This is a genomic window from Enterocloster citroniae (assembly GCF_040545455.1).
GTDB classification, from domain to species: Bacteria; Bacillota; Clostridia; order Lachnospirales; family Lachnospiraceae; genus Enterocloster; species Enterocloster citroniae.
On sequence record NZ_JBEPLZ010000032.1, the window covers coordinates 1 to 21,720 of the forward strand.

Here is a 21,720-nt window from a genome sequence, read left to right on the forward strand (position 1 = left end):
ACCTACATCTAGTTTAGCACAGGAGTTGCTTTTATCTGAAGATATTCCCTCCACCTGCAGAGCAGGTGGTTTATTTTTACTGTGACACAATAAAAAAGGTTCCAAGATACGGTTTAACGTGTCTTGGAACCTTTTTATGATATCATAGGAAATTTCTCTGGAATTCCCTCGTATAGTTAGTACAGAATCACCCAAGGATCATACCCGGTAAGCCTCAAACAACTCCACCGATTGCAGTGCGCTGGTATTGGGAAGATACACATAATAGAAATCCCTGGATATGTTCCACCCATCCACCTGGAACGGGGAGATGGGGAAATGACTGTTTTCAAACGCCTGGTAGGCAAAGGTAATGCCGCACCCGGAGGCCACAAGGTGCTGCAGCAGCCTGAAGTTTCCTATGTGGGTGACACGGGAAAAGTCAGACAGGGTATGGTTGTTTTCTTCCAGCATCCTTTTTAATATGCTCCTGGTACCGGATCCTTTTTCACGAACAATGATATTTTCCTGAAACAGCCGTTCCATGGGGATGATCTCTCCGGCAAAGGGATGTCCCAAACTGCAGAATCCCACAAAGGGTTCCCTCAGATATTGCCTGCATTGGTATTTGGAACGGCTGAAAAAGCCTTCCACCAGTGCAAAATCAATTTCCCCGTGATCCAGATATTCCAGGATCCGCTTAGTGTTGTCCGTTTCCACGCTGATGCGGTTGTTTTCTTCCTTCAGAAAACCTTCCACCTGGGCTGTGATCACATATTCCCCTATGGTTTTTGTGACACCGATCTTCAATTCATGACCCTTTGGTGTTTTTAAGGTGCGCAGTAAGTGTTTTTCCTGATAATTCATGGAATTCAGATGCCGGCGTATGAGTTCAGCTTCCGGGGTCATGGACAGATGACGTTTGTCGTAGGAGAACAGGCGGCACCCGTAGTAATCCTCCAGACAGTGGATCTGCTGGGTTACAGCCGGCTGCGTAATATGCAGCATCTGGGCAGTGGCGCGGTAATTCAGGGTTTGGCATAAGGTCAGAAATGTTTCCATCCGATAATCAAGCATAAAGACTCCTCCTGTTTGTGATAAGATTAATTTATCGAAGATAAAAAAATGATAATTAGACATTATCGAAAAGGGCTGTTATAGTAATGAGGACAAAAAAAGAAAGGTAGTGTATAGTATGGACTGTTTGAAAAAAATATATGAGATCGGACCCGGGTTTTTACTCTCCCTGACCATTGCCGCAGCAGCAGTGGTTCTGGAGTCCCTTTTGCCTGTCCATCTCATTGGCGCATCGGTCATTGCTTTATTTCTGGGAATGCTTCTGAATTATTTCTGGAGGCCGGTACCTGCCGCACAAGCGGGAGTCAGATTTACATCGAAAAAGATCCTGAAGCTTGCCATCATACTGCTGGGAGCATCCCTGAGCATACAGACCATCCTGCATGTGGGCCGGTATTCTCTGGTTGTGATGTGTTTTACGCTGCTCACCTGCTTTGGAGGCGGTTACTTTGTGGGAAAGGCATTGGGATTAAACTGGAAGTTATCAAATCTGATCTCGGCCGGAACAGGTATCTGCGGAGGTTCGGCCATAGCCGCCATTGCACCGGCGGTAAATGCCAGGGACAGGGACATTGCCTATGCCATGTCTGCCACCTTCCTGTTTGATATGGCAATGATTCTGTTGTTTCCCATTATGGGCAGGGCAATGGGACTGAGCGATATGGCCTATGGATTGTGGTCGGGAACAGCAGTCAATGACACCTCCAGTGTTGTGGCGGCAGGATATGCTTTTTCTGAGGCGGCAGGTGATTTTGCCACCATGGTAAAGCTGACGCGCACATTGTCCATCATACCCACGGTGATCATCTTTGCATTGATTGAGGTTCGCCTCAAGCGCAAAGAAGCGGCGGCAACAGGTTTAAATGGGGATATAAGGGCAAATATAAAATTCTCATCCCTGTTTCCATGGTTTATCTTAGGATTTCTGGCCCTGGCGTTTATAAACAGCCTGGGATTCATTTCACCGTCCTTGTCTTTGGCCCTAAAGGAGATGAGTAAATTCCTGATGGTGGCATCCCTTGGTGCCATTGGCCTGAATACGAGTTTTAAGGAAATGTACCAGTCAGGCGCAGCACCCATGCTCCATGGATTTATTATCTCGGCTCTGGTGGTGATTGTGGCCATTGGTGTGGAGTATTTTATGGGCATTATCTGATGCGGTATGATCCGGATCAATGTCTGGAAAAATAGGATTATTTTTAGTATAATATAAGTACAGCGAGTAGCCTGACGGTGTAAGTCCAGTTGTCAGGCTGCTCCTTTTTATTATAAAAGCTTCTGTAACATAAATTTGAAACAGAATGGAGGAAACACATGACAAGAGAAGATGCATTGGAGTTAGTTGAGCGAATGCCGTATATCAGGACCATTCAGGTGGCCGCCGATAAGGTCCGGTCTGAATTTTACCAGGAGGCGCTGCATTCTGATGATCCGGTTGAGTGGGTTAAGGTTATAAAGACACATTATATAAGGCGAAACGACAAGTCGGCCAGAAGATACCCCTCACCTGAGGAAGATGCCATGGCCGGGGAAGCCAGGGGCAAACTTTACGGCATGTTGTCAGAAGCGCTGCAGGTTCCGGAATATGAGATGGACTCATTTATTGAGGATCATATCCGCCGGACTATGTAAGATTAGCTAAGGCCATCTAAGGCCATGTAGGATTATGTAGGGTTCTGCGGGGCCATGTAGGATCATCTAAGAGCATGGGATTTTCAGTAAGCAATATTTGCAAAATCGCAAAGAAAAATTAATACACCGCCATACCGGAGAGGTGTATACTTGAGATAAGGGTCACAAATTGTTTTTCTTGCGGGAGGAAGATGGGAGTATGAGAAAAAAACAGGGAACTATGGCACTATATGCGGCTGTATTTAGTCTGGCACTGTGTTCCTGTCAGTCCGGCGCTGGCAATGAAAGATTGGCACAGGAGCGTCTGGAACAGGAGAACCGGGAACAGGGGAGCTGGGAAAAAGAGAACGCGGCACAGGAAAGCGGTGATGTATCCGATGCAGAGGAAAGGGGGAAAAGCCAGGAGGAAGTTGCCCGGAATCCCCTGAAACAAGGGGAAGAAAGGGATCAAGGAGATGGCGGTTTTCACATCAAGGCGATACAGAACCTGGAAACCGGAAATGAACTGTTGTCCGCTGCCTTTTTAAAAGCAGGGGATATCCGTTACCAGGTATCCTTTGACCTGACACGGGAGGGGATGGAATCAGACCGTATACAGTGCGCCTTTTCCATGCGCAATGCAGATCATTCCTCTTATTATGACAGTATTGCATCGGTTGAGATCTCCACGGAAAAGGGCAGGCGTTCCTATGAGATAGAGCCTGTATTTCCGGATGGGAGCAGTTACATGCAGGCAGAATCCGGTGAGATCCGCTTTTGCCTGGATGGTCCTGCAGGCCCGTATATCTCTGTGAAAGGGTTGCGCGAACTGGATGGGGATTATTACCCCTCAAGTGTTTTCCAGGGCTCCGGTCTGATGTTCCGGTACTTGACCAAGGCGGATCTCTGCATGTATCCCACAGAGGATCTGTGGCTGCTCAGAAATGAGATCTATGCCCTTCATGGGCGGATATTCCAGAACGAGGTGCTGCGGCAATATTTTGAAACATACTCCTGGTACAGGGGAACCACGGAGCCGGGAGCATTTTCAGAGGATATCCTGTCAGATGTGGAAAAAAAGAACGTTGCCCTTATCAAGGAGATGGAAGATGATCCAAACCGGGCCATGCTGGATGGCAGCAACCATTATGGAATAGAGGACCTGCCTTTTGCCCCCTACCTTTCTTATTTGGGTAAATATGATGAAACCGGCTTAAGCGCGGACCTGACACAGGCAAAAGATATGGGCGGATATTATGTGGTCCAGGGAAGTATTTCCGTTCCTGCATCTATTACACCGGAACAGCTGGAAGGGGTGAAGGCTGGAAAAGAGGTGGAAGTGGTATTGGATGAGCTGACAGGTGAGGCCGGGATCCTGACTCTGGATCCCAGCGGAAACGCGGCCGCTCCAGTCTATGGATATATCCTTAGGGAGTATGCTGAAGACCAAGGATGTGAGACCGGCTTATGGGCGGATTATAAAAGCGGGACGTATCAGTTGTGGCAGACCAGCGGGGACACGGTGATGAAAACCGTTTACCGTGGAGATATTTACCTGCTGAAAGGAGCGGTCACAGGGGGAGATGTAAGCCTGGAGGGCGCCTCAGAGAACCAGCGTCTCATCTTTGCGTCCAAAGGGGCCGGAGAGAGAAGCGGGGGGGAAACGGATGTTTTTGGCAATCACCTGTATTATAACAGCAGGGGACATTTTACAGCTGTTTATTATCTGGGGGATTGAGAATCAGATTGGCCTGACGGCGTGGAACTGGCCGCCAGGTTTTCTTTTTTTGTGGGGAGATTTGTAGACTTTGGTAGGTTTAAAAAGTTTGAAGATTGATAAGAAGCTGGCGAATTGACTAAAAAATATGTGTATAATTGGGAATTAACACGATATTGTACAAATCATATTGACATGGTTTTAGCGTGTGCTATAATAAAAATAACTTAATAAATAAAGTATATAAAGTTTATTGAAGAAGAATGGGTCTTATAAGTGAAAGAAAAATGAGGTGTATAAAGAATGGATACATATGTTGGCAAACCCCAGACAATCAAGAAGGTGAATGAGAATATTGTTTTGAATGCAATTGCATCAAGCCCTGGAGTGTCACAGGTGCAGATTGCAGATTCCACAGGACTGAGTCTGCAGACCGTGAATAAAGTGGTGCGAAGTCTGGAAGAGAAAGGGTCGGTAATATGTACCGGCATCAGCACATACACAGGAGGACGCAGAGCACGAGTCTATGAAGTGAATGAAAACAAGGGATATATTGTATGCATCTATATCCAGGGAGACCAATTTCACTGTAAAATTACCAATATTATGGAAAAGGAGATCATTTCGCAGATTTACCATAGAAATCAGGACTTGGACTGGTCCGGGAATCTGCTTAAGGTGCTGGAAACCATGACCCGTAAAATCGATGCGGAACGGATTGAGATAATTGGAATCGCGGTTCCCGGTACTGTTACCAACAACAGGATCTATAATATTCCGGCCATTCCTGAATGGGAAGGGATGGATTTAAAGGATCTGATATCCAGGAAATATCCATGCAGGGTATGGATTGAAAATGACATTAAATCAGCCACCATGGGGGCATGCAGCCAGTTTTTACATGAGAACAACCAGAATATGGCGTATATAAGTATTCTGGATCATATCGGCTCAGCCATTATCATTAACAGAAAGCTTTATAACAGCTGTAACAGTTTTGCAGGTGAGCTGGCTTATATGGCATTGGGAGAGTATAACCGAAAGCCTAATCAATGCGGGTGTGCGGATGCGATCCTTGCGCAGGCTCTTGAGACGGGAAATAAAGATGGTATCATAACTCTGGTTGCGCGTCTTCTTGTTAACATCTGCTGTGTCATGGATCCGGACCTGATGGTAGTGGCAACTCCTCATCTGTCAAAGGATGACATACCTAAGATACAGTCCGAAATCTCCAACTATATCCACAGCGATTATGTCCCGGCAATCATCATTGATGATGTGATCGCGGAAAAGAATCTGGATGGTATTATATCGCTTTGCAGAAACAAAATTGAAGCAGCTGTGCAGATAATTAAAGCATAATTATATGAAAGGAGATACATTATGGAACATGTAAAAAGGAAATTTGCAGCCGAAATAGGGGGCACCTTTACAGACATTATCTATTTCCAGGAAAAAGACGGAAGGTCTGTACTGGAGACATTAAAGGTTGCATCCACCCCGGCACAGCCGGAGCAGGCAGTGATTGAAGGTGCGGATAAACTGATACCGGAATGGAGTGACATGGGAGAGATGCTTCACGGTTCAACGGTTGCCACCAATGCAGTCCTGGAACGAAAGGGTGTAAAATCAGCATTGCTGGTGACGGAAGGGTTTGCAGATGTCCTTGAAATACAGCGGGGAGATAAGGAAAATGTTTACGATCTGTTTTACCAGAGGCGTAAGCCGATCATACCGCGCAATATGGTGTATCCTGTAACAGAGCGGGTTACTGCAGATGGTGATGTATTGAAGGCCTTGGAGGAAGATCAGATACGGTCCATTGCCCAGGAGTTAAAAAGGGAGGATGTCAAGTCTGTGGGAATATGTTATCTCCACAGTTATGCGTTTGCAGATCATGAGGCCAGGACAAAGGAGATACTTGAAAAAGAGCTTCCCAATGCCATCATAACTGCATCCTATGAAATACTTCCCCAGTTCCGGGAATATGAACGATCCAGCACTGTGGCAATCACCTCTTATATAGCGCCTGTTATGGTGAATTATATTGAGAAATTATACGGGGATTTAAAGCATAGGAATTTTAAGGGAGAGATTTTCATCACTCAATCCAATGGAGGTATCATCCCCATGGGAGCACTGCGGAAGGAAGTTGCCAGGACTCTGTTATCCGGCCCTGCTGCGGGTGTGACGGGAGCGGCGTTTATGGCGCGTCAGCTGGGGATTCATAATATTATTACCCTGGATATAGGGGGAACGAGTGCGGACGTGTGCCTAGTTAATAATGGGGAGCCTCTGGTATCAACGGAGAATAAGATTGACGGTTCTGCAATTGCTGTTCCAATGCTGGATATTGTGACAGTAGGAGCAGGCGGGGGAAGTATTGCATGGTTGGATAATGGAGGTATGCTCCAGGTTGGCCCCAGAAGTGCCGGGGCAATTCCGGGACCGGCCTGCTATGACCGGGGTGGCGATCAGCCTACGGTGAGTGATGCGCTGGCATACAGGGGATTTATACGTCCGGAGCATTTTGCAGGAGGCAATTATCCTCTGAACGTGGAGAATGCCAGGCATGTCATGGCTGAGCTGGCAGATCAGGTACATGCGTCACCGGACGAGGTAGCAGAGGCTGTGATCCGGATCATGGAGGCAAATACCATGCAGGCGGTGAGGTTGGTTTCGACAGAACGGGGGTATGATGCCCGCCAGTATACAATGGTTGCTTTTGGCGGCGGCGGAGGCCTTCATGCAGCCAATATCGCCCAAGAGCTGGGAATCACAAATGTGCTTGTGCCCTGTTATGCAGGCATTCTTTCGTCCTTTGGCCTGTTGGTGGCGGATGTGATCAGGGATTATGTACAGACACATGTTACACGATGCACTGATACAACGCCGGAAATGCTCAGGGAACAGTTTTCACAAATACAAGAACATGCGGCAGACAATATGGTTTCTTACGGATTCGACAGGGAAAAGATTATTTTTAAATATGCGGTGGACGCAAGATATCTGGGACAAGCATTTGAACTTCAGCTGGATTTCGATGAAATTCCTGAAAGTGCTGGAAAGTTAGCAGAGGTGTTTCATGAAAAGCATCTTGCAAGATACGGCTGCAATTCACCGGACAATGATGTGGAGATAGTCAACTATCGTCTAAAAACTGTGATACCCCAGGATAATCAACTGTTGGAAAGCATGAAATATAATGCAAAGACAGACCGCTACGATACAACATGTTCTAAAGTATTGGTTGATGGGGAATGGATCGACTGTGATTTCTATACCTGGTCAAATTTGCCACAGGACGCCAGGATACAGGGGCCGGCTGTGGTTGAGGATGATACGACTACCTGCTTTATCCCGAAGAACTGGATTGGATTACTGCAGGATAACGGGAGCTTGTTGCTGAAAAGGGAGGAGAATTAATTATGGCAAAAGATATTGCGTTATTTAATATTCTTACGAACAACCTGCTTGCAGTTGCCAGAGAAATGAGTGCAGATATGCTTAGAAGTGCATATTCCACTGTTATACGCGAAGCAGCAGATGCCTCTACCTTTCTGGCGGACGCGAAAGGAAGGGTACTGGCACAGTCCCAGAATATCCCTCTTCATATGAATTCCGTCAGTTCAGCGCTGACAGGGGCATTGAGTAAGGTAGACACGTCCGCCTTGACAGAGGATGATGTGATCATTCTCAACGACCCATATAACGGAGGGCAGCATCAATCAGACGTCTATATGTTTTCCCCCGTTGTACATGAGGGTAAACTGGTTGCCTTCTCGGGCAGTGCCGGCCACCACGCTGATCTTGGTCATTCGGCGGGATTCAATCTGTATGCCAGAGATATATTTGAGGAGAGGTTTCGTTTTACCCCTATGAAATTTTCGCTTTCCCGGGATTGGAACGGAGGGATTTTAGAGCAGATCCTGCGGGCGAATCTTCGGCTTCCCAAAGATACCATCGGTGATTTTAATGCACAACTGGTAGCGAACGAGACCGGAAGGAGAAGGATACATGGATTTGTGGACCGGTACGGATATGATGAATTCATGGAAGTTTCCGAACAGCTGCTGGATTATGCGGAGCGGGCCATGCGAATAGCCATTGAACAGATTCCGGACGGGGATTATTATGGGGAGTGTATGGCAGATGATGACGGGATCCATGATGATCCGATTATTATCAAGGTAAAGGTAACGGTTCAGGGGGATTCTATGATGGTTGATTATAAAGGCACATCCGACCAGGTAGTGACTGCAATCAATTGTCCCATTGCATCTACGGTGTCAGCCACTTATTCAGCTTTAAAGATGATCCTGACCGATCCCACTGTGCCCATTAATGATGGGGCTTACCGACCTATTCATGTTACTGCACCCAAGGGTTGCATCCTGAATCCCAGGGAATATGCTCCTGTGGAGGGAAGAAATATTATAATCATGAGGGTATTCCAGTCGATTTTAAAGGCATTTGAGGATGTGCTTCCGGAACGTGTGCCTGCGCAAGGATATGACCAGCGTACAGAGATCAATCTTCAGTGGCAGGGGGATACGTTTGTGGCCATCAGCGATGAACTGGGAGGCGGCTATGGGGCCGGAATGTATAATGACGGGGCGGATCTGATTGATGATCCCCTGGGTAACTGCAAGAACTCCCCTGTCGAATCCCTGGAAATTGCCCAGAAATTTTTCAGGATCCTTCGGTATGATCTGCGTCCCGATTCAGGAGGAGCGGGAAAGATGAGAGGAGGTCTGGGAGCAATCAGGGAATATGAGTTCCTTAAAGACCATGTGGACATGACATTTTATTCCGACCGTTTCAAATATCCGGCACGCGGTGCAAAAGGAGGGCAGGATGGAGCGACAGCATATTTGAAGATACAGCGTGCAGACGGTTTAGTAGAACATATGCGAGCAAAAGGCCATGCGGTGTTGAAGGCAGGAGATCGGGTAGAGATGGCTCTTGGCGGTGGGGCAGGCTATGGAAATCCTCTGGAGCGGGATAGGAAGAAGTTGGAACAGGATATCGCCTGTAAGAAAGTAACCCGGGAAAAGGCACAGGAATTATACGGATATGAGGGGTAAATATAGATATGGCAGATTTAACAAATGACATTCTGGGCCAGCCGAAACTGTTTGCCCTCCACAGATCAAGAATATTATCCATTCCCGGAAAAGTCCGGTCTGAGGTTCGGGATAACTCCGTTCTCATGACAGGGATCGCCACCTCCTTGTCTGCTTTAAAAAGTGCGTATTACCTCCTTAACATGCAGAAAAAGAGTCATGTACAGCTAATCAATACATGCGACCTTCTGGATTACTGGTATCCTCAAGAGATGGATGACCGTCCGCTGGTGGTTGTAAGCAGGTCAGGAGAGTCGGCGGAAACAAGGCGTCTTCTGGAAAACATTAATGACCAACGAACGGTAATTGGGGTGACGGAGGATAGGGAGAGTATGCTTGCAAGGAGAGCCTCCTGCCTTTTGGAATTTGAAGCCCGGGAGAAAGCATTTTCTAACACTGCTTCCTTTACCATATCACAACTCTATACCTTGGCAATCTCGGTGGGATTGGGCTATGAGCCAAGTGTCTCGTTGGATGGATTGTTAGAACAGGTTTGTCATTTGGCATTAGCTGTGATTGAGCTGGAAGGACAGGCGGATAAGATAGGTATGATTATCGCGAAATCCAGCGGAATTATGATCGAGGGCCAGGGGTATCTATCGGGAATTGTTGAACAATATGCCCAGGACTTTCACGAGACACAGACAGTGGGGATTCCGGTGGTTGGAGGAGTCATGCGCCATGGTGCTATTGAACTTACACAAAATAAAGGAATTATAACACTTTTTCTGATTCCGGACGATCACACACTGGAACGAAAATCCGTATTGGCGGAGGAACTGTGGCAGAGCGGGAAACAGGTGGCGGTTTTAACAAATAGTAAGCACAGGTTTGTGAGCGGCATACCGGTGATGAGACTGCCTGGAAGCCCCATTGAGATATCCAGTGTTTTGTTTACACTTGGAATGCAGCTGATATTTGCCGGATTTGCAAAGGCACGGGGGATGGATGACCTGCAGCCTTCCCTAGTGGGAAAGGTGACACGAAGGGAGTGACTATATGGCACGGACAATTGGTGCGATCGGTGATTTGACAGTCGATATTATTATACCAGGTTTATCCCGCATACCGGAATGGGGTCAGGAAGTGGAAATTGGAAAACCCATATTACGTCTCGGAGGAAATATCGGCAATATGGCTGTGGGGGCAAGCGCTCTGAACAGTGATTTCAGGATTTTTTCCATTGTTGGAAAAGATGAAGATGGAAGTTTTATTCTGAACCGAATCCAGGAACTCAATCTGGACGCCGGGAATATTGAAATTACGGATCAGGAAAGTACATGCAAGACGTACGCATGCCTGAGAAATGACGGAGAACGTTTTATGCTTACCTATAAGGGAACTCTGGAATGTATTGAGAGTACTATGATAAAGAGCAATGTCGGAACAGATATCGTCTTCTTAGGCGGCTGGTGCCTTCCGCCCCGTGTTGAGGAAGAACGATTGATAAAGTGCATTGAATATTGGAAGGGAGAAAAGAAGATTGTTTCTACCGACCTGATCTGGTCGGATGATACCTGGAGTCATAAAAATCAGCTTACAAACTTTCTAAACAAAATTGATATTCTTTTTATGAATGAATCGGAGCTGCATGCCCTCACAGGAGAAACCGGTTTTGACAAGGCCGTGATACAGGTAAAGAAAATGATGGGAATTCATGGTTCGGGTGATGGACGGCTGTGTATCATAAAACTGGGAGCGGAGGGGGCTGCGCTGATCGATGGCGATAAGCTGTTCCGGGCAGGAGCATATCCGGTGACACCTGTGGACACAGTAGGAGCCGGTGATCTGTTTAATATAGGTTTTCTCCATGCTATGTTCCAGATCGGGATGGATTCCAGGAACGCATTGGAATTTGCATCAACCTTTGCCTCTGTATTTATTTCCAAGTATTACGGGAATCCGCCTACACAAAACGAAATCATGGATTTGATGAAGCAATTGGCATAGGGGAGCAGGAGGTGAGCAAATGGAAGATCATATACTTGAGATGAAGCATATCTCCAAGGATTATGGGGGGATACACGCACTGCTGGATGTGAACTTTAACCTGAAAAAGGGAGAAGTCCTATGTCTTTGCGGAGAGAATGGTGCAGGAAAGTCCACCCTGATGAAAATTCTCACAGGGGTGGAAAAACCATCGAAAGGTGAAATTTATCTTCATGGAAGGCTTGCCCATATAAATAGGCCGATCGATGCGTACCGCCAGGGAATCAGTATTGTCCACCAGGAACTGGTGCAGATTCCGGATATGACAATTGCGGAAAATATATTTGTGGGCCGATATGATAAAAAGGGGTGTTTCATTGACTATAAAGCATTGACGGAAAAGACAAACCGGTTGATGGAACGCCTTGGCATCCATTATAATCCGGATGCCAGGATCCGTCAATATTCCGTGGCTCAAAGACAGTTAATCGAAATCATGAAGGCATTGTCCTATGATTCATCAATTATTGTATTGGATGAGCCAACGGCTGCACTAACACTGGATGAAACTAAGATGCTCTATGACATCATCAGAAAACTGAAGCAGGAAGGGGTTTCCATTATATTTATTTCCCACAGGATGGAGGATATCTATGCGGTAGGGGACCGGATATATGTACTGAAAGATGGACGCTATTCCGGAGAAGCAATGGTCAAGGATGTGGCGGTGGAGGACATTATAAAAATGATGATCGGAAGGGATATCGGGCAGCAGTTTGTACAGAAAACCAACAAGCCGGGAGAGGTTGTCCTTGAAGTAAGAAATTTGACCAGCCAGCGGGTAAAAGATGTGTCCTTCCAGGTCCGGTCCGGGGAAGTGGTTGGATTCGGCGGTTTGATCGGAGCCGGCCGCACAGAATTATTGCAGGCCATATATGGTGTGGACAACTATGAAGGAGAAATCTACTACAAAGGCAAGCTGATCAAAAACACGTCTCCCAGGGCGGCGATTGACAGAGGGTTTTCCATGGTTCCCGAAGACCGGAAAGATAAAGGGCTTATACTTTCCCATTCCGTCCAGAACAATATCCAGATGACCATATTGGACCGGATTTCAAAAATGGGGCTGTTGAGCGGCAAAAAGGGAAAACAGACAGTCGGCACATTTATCGAAAATTTGAATATAAAGACATCCGGGGCACAGCAAAAAGTAGGAATGCTCAGCGGAGGTAATCAGCAAAAGGTTGTTCTGGCCAAATGCATGGCGCCGGATCCCAGTGTCATTTTGCTGGATGAGCCCACCCGTGGAGTGGATGTGGGGGCAAAAACTGAAATATACAAGATCATAAATGACCTGGCCAGCAAAGGGTTTGCAATTATCATGGTTTCATCCGAACTGCCGGAATTGATTGCTGTAAGCGACCGGATTATCGTTATGCGGGAGGGCCGGATATCCGGGGAAATTAATACGGAAGTCGTTACTGAGGAACAAGTCATGACATTGGCTATTTAGGAATGAAAGAAGGTACAACTGATGAAAAAAGATAGAAAATCCAACTTTCCTGCAAACCTGTGGGATACGTTCAGGTCTTCCAGCTATGTGGAGTTATTAGGTATTATATGCCTGATCGTCACATACTGTCTGATCGTGCAGTCACAGAACAGCACCTTCCTGTCCGTGGCTAATATAAAGAATGTTTCAAAACAGATTGTTGTGTACGGTATTTTATCATGTGCTCTGGCGTTTCCTATGATCGGAGGGACCTTTGACCTGTCCAATGGAGCCATGGCCGGCTTGGGCGGCGTGATATGTGCCAGATTGATTACAGACGGTTTTTTTGGACTTCAGCTGTCCCTTATGCCAGCAGTATTGTTTACAGTAGCGGTCTGCTGTGTTTTTGGAGCGGTCAATGGATTTATTGTCTCAAAGACAAGAATTCCCTCTTTTATTGTGACATTGGGAGCTGATATATACCTACGGGGAATTTTATATATTTTTGCTAATAATACATCGGTGACAGGACTTCCGAAGACATTTACTGATATCAGTAACAAAGAGGTTGGAGGAATACCCCTGTCAACATTGGTAATGATCTTTATATTTGCAGTTTCCTTTTTAGTCCTGACCAGAACATCCTTCGGAAGAAAGATATACGCCACAGGAGGAAATTACCAGGCGGCCTATCTGTCGGGGATCAATGTAAAAGCAGTGAGGCTTATTGTATACATAATATGTGCGGGTTTGTCTGCAATAGCTGGAATCCTGATGACATCGCGTGTTGGTGCCGCAACTCCAAGTGCCGGAGATGGCTATTCCACTATTGCCATTGCTGCGTGCGCCATGGGAGGAGTTTCCCTGGATGGAGGTTCAGGGACAATTATAGGGGTGCTTCTGGGCGCAGTCATGATGGGCATGATCACCAATGGAATGAATCTGCTTCATATCGGCTCTAATTGGCAGATGATCACAAGAGGGATCCTGATGATTGTTGCGGTATTCTATTCCATGTGGATATCTCAACTGGCAACCAGGACCAAAAAGAACAAATAATTAATAGGGAAAGCAGTTGCGATGCTGCTTTCACAAGCAAAAGAGGAGGGGTACTTTATATGAAGAGAGGTATTGCATTATGTTTAGCAGCAGTCATGACATTTTCTTTAACCGCATGTCAGGGAAAGGATACTGCGGGGAACACACAAGGGATATCGGGAGAAACCGCGGCCCAGGGCGAGCAGGAGAAGGATACGTCAAAGACGGACGCAGCGCAACAGAAGGCAGAGACGGAATCAGAGCAGCAGTTGTCCCAGGAGGCTGTAAATCTGGAAGGTTTTGATGAAGACTGGACTTATACGGATGTGGGAAAAAAGAAGATAGGAATTGTTCCATGGTCCATGGCTCAAGAGTTTAATTCCACCTGTGCAGAAACTAGCAAGAGGCTATGCGAACAGCTGGGCTGGGAGGCTACCGTCTATGACCCGGATGGGGACTGGACCAAAATGCAGCAGAATATTGAAGACCTGATCATTCAGGGAGTGGATGGGATCATATTTACAGCAATTGATACCGTTGCAGCGTCTTCCCTGGTAGACAGGGTACATGAGGCCGGAATCCTGATTGTGGACTATGACTGCTGTGCATCTGAGGGAAATGCGGACATGGATGTTGTTTATAATGATTATCTGGGAGGACAGATGGCTGCAGAAGAAGCCATGAAAGCTTTGGAGGGAGTGGAAAAACCGACCATTGTCATGTTTGAGGCAGAACCTTCCATTATGACCAGCGGATTGCGAAACAATGGCTTTATCGATTACATCAAGGAAAACCATCCTGAGGTAGAACTGGTCCAGAACCGCACCACTGACCGTACCAATGATGGATGCTACCAGTGGGCGCTGGATATGTATGCAGCGTATCCTGATGTGGATCTGTTCTTTTGTAATTGGGGAGACTGTGCCACCTCCGTGTGGTATGCCCTTCAGTCGGCAAGCGCAACAGACGTATATGTGATCGGCTATGATGCAACCAGTTCCCATCTGGAAATTATGAGGAACGAGGGACCTGACTGTACCTTCTACGCCAGTATTGCCATGTTCCCAGAGGTTTATGCCCGCACTTGTGTTCAGAAACTCAATGAGATCTGGGCAGGAACATACCAGAGAAAGGATGCTGCAGATCAGGTGGTCATTATGCCGGAGGTATTAAGAGCATCCGAAGCTGCTGATTGGAAACACTGACAGACATATAAATCTATATACTAAAACATCAAAATAAACATCAAAATCACACCAGCCGCAGCGTGTTCCCGGGATGATCAATGTGAGACCGGACACCTGCGATACGGGAAAAACCGCACTCCTCCCGGAACTGGTGTGATTTTTTTATTGTACCACCATAAACGGTAAAACGCAATATTGGATAAAATACCCCTATAAATAGGGAGGAGCCGGCAGGGATTTCTCCCTCCGGCTGTATTATGAAAAAAAGTCTTATAAGCAATGTTCTTTACAAAATATAGTATATCCATAAAATGTGAGCAGAATATAGATGAAATATGAACAGATTGTAAGAAGTTTGTAAATGAAATATGTTATTGCAGGAAGGGAAAATGTGGTATAATTTCCAGTGGGGAGGTGTGAAAAATGGATCCTATTATAAATCACAGAAAGATAAAAGGAATGATAAAACTTGTAAAAAAAGCTGCCATGGCTTTTGCAGCGGGCAATGTACTGGTGCTGACCGGGCTGGTATCCGGAATTGTATCCCAGGCAGGGCAGTGGGAGCAGGATCACCTGGGAATCTGGAGCTACAGGTACTCGGACGGAGATCTGCTGAAAGACGGCTGGTATTGGATTGATGGGGATATGGACGGGACGGCGGAGTGTTATTGTTTTGATTCCCAGGGGAATATGTACCAGAATACCACAACTCCAGATGGGTACCAGGTGGATCCATGGGGAGCGTGGATGACAGAAGAGGGGACACAGACAAAAACCATGGACCGGGAACTGACCGGAATCCCTTTTGGGATGGCTCTGCTCAGCGACAGCACATTGGTGAATAAATGGTCCGATTACCGACTTCTGATCCCACCGGACAGTGATATCAGTATTGTAAGTGAGTACAGGGATGAGGAAGCCAGGGGGCAGAATTATTATGACATTGGAACAGCGGCCACCGCAGAATACGGCGGATATTCCCTGTTTATCTGGTATCATAAGGACAATGACCCTCAGATCCCAGCAGGGGACCAGATGAGAAAGCATAATTATGACCTGATCCATGAATACCGCTATCCGGGACCGTTTGTGGAGACTGAGCGCGTGATCGGCGGGCATGGATTCAGCGGTTTCAAATATAAGGCATGGGGGTACGGGCACCAGAACTTCACACGAAAGATCGATGATATGGTGATGGAAATGGCATTTTCTTATCCGGACAACCCTGAATGTGAGGAAATGACAGAACGTTTTATTGACAGTATACAGGGAGGAAGGAACTAGTACACAAGCTGTACCAGTATACAAATATGTTATATCAGATTACGGATGGAACTGTTTCAGCGGGAGGGAAGGTGATCCTGTCCCATATAAATTTTCAGATACACGGAACTGAGAAGATCGCGGTGGTTGGCAAGAACGGCGCGGGTAAGACCACCCTTTTGAAGCTGATCGCAGGCGAGCTTTCCCTGGACCGGGATGACCGGCGCCAGGGGCCCGGGATCACCTGTTCCAGGCAGGTGACGATAGGCATGCTGTCTCAGCAGGTCTTTTCAGACATGGACAGGACCGTGCAGGAGGAGCTTCTCAGCTCCTGCCCCTGCAAGGACAGTTTTGACAGGGGACGGTTTGAATACGAGCGGGAATATGATATCCTGTTCACCGGGCTGGGATTCTCAAAGGAGGACAAGAAAAAGCCTATTTCCCATTTTTCCGGCGGAGAACAGACAAAGATCGCACTGATCCGGCTTCTTCTTGGCAGGCCGGATATCCTGCTGTTAGATGAGCCCACCAACCATCTGGACATGGAGACATGTGAATGGCTGGAACGGTATATGGAGCGATATGAGAAGGCAGTGGTGATGGTATCCCATGACCGCTTTTTTCTGGACCGCACGGCAGAGGTGGTCTACGAGCTGTCCCACGGCAGTCTGACCAGATACCCGGGCAATTACACCCACTACAAAGAGGAAAAGGGAAAGCGGATCCGTCTTCAGAAAAAGGCATACGAGAAACAGCAGGAGGAACTGGAGCGTCTGGGCGGCCTGGTAGAGCGCTTTAAGCATAAACCCAATAAAGCGGCGTTTGCAAGGGCAAAACGCAAAGCCATGGACCGGATGGAGCGGGTAGAACAGCCCTTGGAGGAGGATACCCATATATTTACCGGTGAGATCACACCGGAGATTCCCGGCAGCAAATGGATATTTACTTCGGAACATTTAAAGATCGGCTACGGGAAAGCTTTGCTGGAGGTCACTATGCGGATCCGGCGGGGACAAAAGATTGCCATACTTGGCTCAAATGGCGTGGGTAAGACTACATTTTTAAAAACCATTGCAGGTTTTATTCCTCCTGTGGAGGGAGAGTTTTCACTGGGAAATAATACTACTATTGGGTATTTCGACCAGCAGGCAGGAGCAATACAGGCAGACTGCTCTGTATTTGAACATTTTACAGGGATATTTCCCTCCCTTACCCAGAAAGAGGCCAGAAGTATTCTGGGCTCATATCTCTTTGGCGGGCGGGAGGCCGAGAAGCGGGTCGCCTCCCTTTCAGGAGGTGAGAAGTCACGTCTTGTTTTGGCCGAACTGCTTCAGAGCCGTCCCAATTTCCTGATCCTGGACGAACCTACCAACCATATGGATATACAGGCAAAAGAAAACCTGGAATCAGCCTTCCGGGCATACACAGGGACCATTCTGTTTGTGTCCCATGACCGGTATTTTATCCGCCAGGTGGCTGACGCGGTGCTGATATTTGAAAACCAGTCCGTGATGTACTACCCATTTGGCTATGAACATTACCTGGAGCGCAAGAACAGGATGCGGGATGGCGCGCCCATAGCGGCCCAGATCAAAGCGGAGGAGCAGGCTCTGATCGCGGGGATGCGGGCAGTCCCAAAGGCGGAGCGCCATCAGCTGAAAGAATTTTCCACAGATGCGGCGTACAGAGACTGGAAAATGGGACCGGTCCTGGACCGTCTCTATGCGGCAGGGGAAGAGATGGCAGCCATAGCCGCTTCCATGGAAGGAATGCATGATGCATGGACAGATTCCAAAGCATTCTGGGACGGCGGGGAATGGCAGGAGAAAGGGGAATATGAAAACCTGTGCCGCCGGTATAAAGAGAGTTGGGAAAGGTGGCATGGATCGTGTATGGAGTGGCTGGAAGCAGCAGAAGAGACAGGCGTGTATGAGGGATGGATGACTCAGCCATAAAGAATTGCAAACAGGCAAAAAGGATTGCAAAAAAGACCGGGATTGTCAATCACCGGTCTTTATGTTAGACTGATAGAGCGGCAATGATAAAAGAAAGGATGTTGAAATGGAACTATTGCTCATTAAAATAGCGGTCATAGCTGTTCTATGGAGTGCAGGAATGTTTGCCCTCAATAAAATATTCAGTATGATCCTAAAGCGTAAGGAACAGATTCATATCAAATTCCTGCGCAGTATATCAAAGGTACTCTTGTCCATCATGGCATGTATCTGCATCAGCGGCCTTTTTACCACCACAAAGGCGTTAAGCGCCACCCTGCTCACCAGTTCCTCCCTGTTGGTGGCGATCGTGGGTTTTGCGGCCCAGCAGGTATTGGCAGATGTGATCAGCGGCGTTATGCTCAGCTGGTCCAGACCCTTTAACCTTGGGGAAAAGGTTAATATCAGCAGCCTGGGGATATCAGGCATTGTGGAGGACCTGACGGTCCGGCACACGGTGATCCGTACTTATCACAACAGCCGTATGATTATTCCAAACAGTGTGATCAACAAGGCAATCGTGGAAAACAGTAATTATAACAATGACTATATCGGCAATTACATGGAGATAGCAGTCAGCTATGAAAGCGACCTGGACCATGCCATTGAGGTGATGCGGGACACCATTGCATCCCATCCTCTGGTGGCGGATATCCGTGAGGATAGGACCGTGGGGAATAAGGTGAATGTGGCTGTAAAGGAGCTTGCCCAGGACGGGATCATTTTAAAGGCAACGGTGTGGACTGAGAATATTGACGATAATTTTACCGCGTGTAGCGAAATACGAAGGCTGATCAAAATGAATTTTGACGCGGAAGGGATTTCAATCCCATACAGGCATGTACATGTTGTAACAAGTACCAGTGGTGAATTATAAAAAGAGGAGTGGGGAGCTAGTGCTGCTCCTCTTTTTTTTGCCCTATTTTTCAGTGATTTCCGAATTTTACGGCAAAAAGTATAATTATTTACCTTTCATCAGGAAAAGAATTAAATTAAATTAAAACTTTACCAAAATAGCGGAAAAACATTCATCTTTTTTGTAAAGTTTACTTATGGTAGAATTTTATTAAGGATTAGAACACGATAAAAGATATATTCTGTGGTTGACTGCAGCAAACACGGATCTGATCCTGGAAAATATGTTAACGAAAGTATAAGAAGGGGAGTTGAATATATGATCGTTACTTCAAAAGAATTATTCAAGGCTGCGAGAAAGCATAACTTTGCATTCCCGGCCCCAAACTATGTGGATCAGATTTCCGCATCAGCACACATTGCGGCGGCGGAAAAGCTGGGGCTTCCGGTGATACTGGCTTTTGCGGAAGCGCATCAGACCTATCTGCCTTTTGACGAGGCTGCGGCCATTGGCAGGTTTTATGCTGAAAAGGCCAAGGTGCCGGTGGTCCTCCATCTGGACCATGGACAGACAAAGGAGACGATTTTTAGAGCCATTGACCAGGGATTCCGTTCCGTTATGATCGATGCATCCTCACAGCCTTTTGAGGAGAATGTGAGACAGACCAGGGAGATTGTTGCCTATGCCCATTTAAGGGGAGCGGTGGTGGAGGCGGAGATCGGCCATGTGGGCGGAGGGGATGAGTACAAGGATGCCGCAAACTGCGACAACATCTACACCACTGTGGAGGAAGCAAAACGATTTGCAGACCTGACAGAGGTGGATTCCCTGGCAATCTCCATTGGAACGGCCCACGGGGCATACAAGGGGACGCCGGTGATCGATTTTGAGCGTCTGGCAGAGATCAGGAACGCGGTCCGCACCCCCCTGGTGCTTCACGGCGGTTCCTCCTCCGGCGATGAGAACCTGAGGCGGTGCGCAGAGGGCGGGATCAGCAAGATCAATATCTATACGGATCTGATCGTGGCCGCATTTAACCGTGCAAAAGAATGCCATGCAAACGGATATTATGATCTCAGAGATGCACAGCGCCAGGGAATGATGGAATGCCTGGAGCATTATTACAATGTGTTCGGCACTGAGCGTTACCTGGAAGCACTGAAATGAAAAGAAAAGTGGAGTGAAAAGAAAAGGAGAGCATGATGACACAGGTGAACAGTCCATTTTTAATTGTTAATGTCAAATCATATCTGTATGATGAGGAACTGCTTAAATTGGCCAGGGCGGCCGATGAGGTGGCAGAGGATACGGGGCTTCCCATCTACTTTACCTGCTCATACGCAGATCTCCGCCTTTTAAAGGAACATACAAGGAATCTGATCATCACGGCACAGTCCATGGATTCCCTGTATCCCGGAAGAGGGATGGGGCATGTGCTGCCCGATGCATTGAGAGCAGCGGGGGCCTCGGCCGTATTCCTGAATCATGCGGAAAATCCGAAAACAGTAAGCGGCCTATATGCTGCCATCAAACGGGCCAAAGAGCTGGGGATGACGACCATTGTGTGTGCGGATTCCACGGTAGAGGCAAAGGCACTGGCCTGTATGGATCCGGATATCCTTCTGGCGGAACCCACGGACCTGATCGGTACAGGGACCGCGGCTGATGACTCCTATGTGGTGGAAACCGTAAAGGGCATCAAAGAAGTGAATCCCCATGTCCTGGTGATGATCGGTTCCGGTATCAGCACGGCGGATGACTGCTATAATGTCATCAGGCTGGGAGCGGATGGAACCGGCGCCACCTCCGGCATTCTGAAAGCGCCCTCACCGGAGCTTCGGGTCAGGGAGATGGCAGAGGCGATCGTGAGAGCGCAGCAAGAAAAAAAGGAACAGTAAAAGGAGGAAGAAAATGGCAGTATACAGGGAAACGATCGGGCTGATGTCACACGGCCGTACCCCCTCTTATATCAATATAACACCTCAGGTCAAGGAAGCTGTTGCCAAAAGCGGGATCAAGGAAGGGATCGTAACCGTTATATCACCCCATACCACCTGCTCGGTTTTCTTTGAGGAATTTGTCCATGATGTGACGGAGGATGGAACAGAATATCTCCAGGCAGACCTGGACCATGTCCTCCAGAAGATCATTCCAAACCAGACCAAGCTTCCGCCTGAAGGGGAATACATGTATCCGGGCCAGGCACATTTTGACGCAGTGGCCCAGTGGCCGGATGTGGAATTCTATCTTCCGGGAGGGGACAAGACACAGCTTTTAAACGGGGACGCCCATCTGAAGGCCACCATATTGGGATCCAGCCAGGTATTCCCGGTGGAGGAAGGTAAGCTGGGAGTAGGGGTTACAGGTTACATATACTTTGTGGATTTTGACAGAATGAGGGCCAGGTCCAGGAAGTGCAAGATTGTTGTGATGGGTGAATAACCCATGATA

At 47.4% G+C, this 21,720-nt stretch carries 18 protein-coding genes; 17 read left to right on the plus strand and 1 reads right to left on the minus strand.

Annotated features, from left to right (window positions below; translation table 11 throughout):
* Positions 1–198 precede the first annotated feature (198 nt).
* Positions 199–1,056, minus strand: a complete 858-nt coding sequence (locus ABID13_RS25560) for a LysR family transcriptional regulator (protein ID WP_007858076.1) — start codon at positions 1,054–1,056, stop codon at positions 199–201.
* A 118-nt stretch (positions 1,057–1,174) separates the two neighbouring features.
* Between ABID13_RS25560 and ABID13_RS25565 the strand changes: the two genes are divergently transcribed.
* The 17 genes from ABID13_RS25565 to ABID13_RS25645 all read left to right on the plus strand — a co-directional run bounded on the left by ABID13_RS25565 (position 1,175) and on the right by ABID13_RS25645 (position 21,711).
* Positions 1,175–2,212 (plus strand): YeiH family protein, encoded by a 1,038-nt coding sequence (locus ABID13_RS25565; protein ID WP_007858074.1) that lies wholly within the window; start codon positions 1,175–1,177, stop codon positions 2,210–2,212.
* 158 nt (positions 2,213–2,370) lie between these two features.
* Positions 2,371–2,688 (plus strand): hypothetical protein, encoded by a 318-nt coding sequence (locus ABID13_RS25570; protein WP_048931213.1) that lies wholly within the window; start codon positions 2,371–2,373, stop codon positions 2,686–2,688.
* Positions 2,689–2,887: 199 nt separating this feature from the next.
* A complete protein-coding gene (locus tag ABID13_RS25575) occupies positions 2,888–4,405 on the plus strand; it encodes a DUF4454 domain-containing protein (RefSeq protein WP_053095385.1) in 1,518 nt (505 codons plus the stop codon).
* A gap of 282 nt (positions 4,406–4,687) precedes the next feature.
* Entirely contained in the window at positions 4,688–5,746 is a 1,059-nt protein-coding gene (locus ABID13_RS25580) for an ROK family transcriptional regulator (RefSeq protein ID WP_007858063.1), read from the plus strand.
* Positions 5,747–5,767: 21 nt separating this feature from the next.
* Entirely contained in the window at positions 5,768–7,810 is a 2,043-nt protein-coding gene (locus ABID13_RS25585) for a hydantoinase/oxoprolinase family protein (protein ID WP_048931212.1), read from the plus strand.
* A gap of 2 nt (positions 7,811–7,812) precedes the next feature.
* Positions 7,813–9,471 (plus strand): hydantoinase B/oxoprolinase family protein, encoded by a 1,659-nt coding sequence (locus tag ABID13_RS25590; RefSeq protein ID WP_007858060.1) that lies wholly within the window; start codon positions 7,813–7,815, stop codon positions 9,469–9,471.
* An 8-nt stretch (positions 9,472–9,479) separates the two neighbouring features.
* The gene (locus tag ABID13_RS25595) at positions 9,480–10,505 is read left to right on the plus strand and encodes an SIS domain-containing protein (RefSeq protein WP_048931211.1); all 1,026 of its coding nucleotides are present in this window, start codon (positions 9,480–9,482) and stop codon (positions 10,503–10,505) included.
* Positions 10,506–10,509: 4 nt separating this feature from the next.
* Positions 10,510–11,460, plus strand: a complete 951-nt coding sequence (locus tag ABID13_RS25600; protein ID WP_007858058.1) for a carbohydrate kinase family protein — start codon at positions 10,510–10,512, stop codon at positions 11,458–11,460.
* A gap of 19 nt (positions 11,461–11,479) precedes the next feature.
* A complete protein-coding gene (locus ABID13_RS25605) occupies positions 11,480–12,952 on the plus strand; it encodes a sugar ABC transporter ATP-binding protein (RefSeq protein WP_007858057.1) in 1,473 nt (490 codons plus the stop codon).
* Positions 12,953–12,973: 21 nt separating this feature from the next.
* Positions 12,974–13,990 carry an ABC transporter permease gene (locus ABID13_RS25610; RefSeq protein WP_007858054.1) on the plus strand — a complete coding sequence of 339 codons (1,017 nt, stop codon included), beginning with the start codon at positions 12,974–12,976 and terminating at the stop codon, positions 13,988–13,990.
* A gap of 59 nt (positions 13,991–14,049) precedes the next feature.
* On the plus strand, positions 14,050–15,174 hold the full coding sequence (locus tag ABID13_RS25615; RefSeq protein WP_053095384.1) for a sugar ABC transporter substrate-binding protein: 1,125 nt from the start codon (positions 14,050–14,052) through the stop codon (positions 15,172–15,174).
* 405 nt (positions 15,175–15,579) lie between these two features.
* Entirely contained in the window at positions 15,580–16,440 is an 861-nt protein-coding gene (locus ABID13_RS25620; protein WP_007858051.1) for a hypothetical protein, read from the plus strand.
* A gap of 26 nt (positions 16,441–16,466) precedes the next feature.
* Entirely contained in the window at positions 16,467–18,374 is a 1,908-nt protein-coding gene (locus ABID13_RS25625; protein ID WP_048931210.1) for an ABC-F family ATP-binding cassette domain-containing protein, read from the plus strand.
* A gap of 106 nt (positions 18,375–18,480) precedes the next feature.
* Positions 18,481–19,290 (plus strand): mechanosensitive ion channel family protein, encoded by an 810-nt coding sequence (locus ABID13_RS25630; RefSeq protein WP_007858047.1) that lies wholly within the window; start codon positions 18,481–18,483, stop codon positions 19,288–19,290.
* Positions 19,291–19,587: 297 nt separating this feature from the next.
* The gene (locus ABID13_RS25635; RefSeq protein ID WP_007858033.1) at positions 19,588–20,436 is read left to right on the plus strand and encodes a class II fructose-bisphosphate aldolase; all 849 of its coding nucleotides are present in this window, start codon (positions 19,588–19,590) and stop codon (positions 20,434–20,436) included.
* Between the two features lie 32 nt (positions 20,437–20,468).
* On the plus strand, positions 20,469–21,167 hold the full coding sequence (locus ABID13_RS25640) for a triose-phosphate isomerase (protein WP_330363633.1): 699 nt from the start codon (positions 20,469–20,471) through the stop codon (positions 21,165–21,167).
* A 13-nt stretch (positions 21,168–21,180) separates the two neighbouring features.
* Positions 21,181–21,711, plus strand: coding sequence for a YjbQ family protein (locus ABID13_RS25645; protein WP_007858017.1), 531 nt, complete (start codon positions 21,181–21,183; stop codon positions 21,709–21,711).
* Positions 21,712–21,720 lie beyond the last annotated feature (9 nt).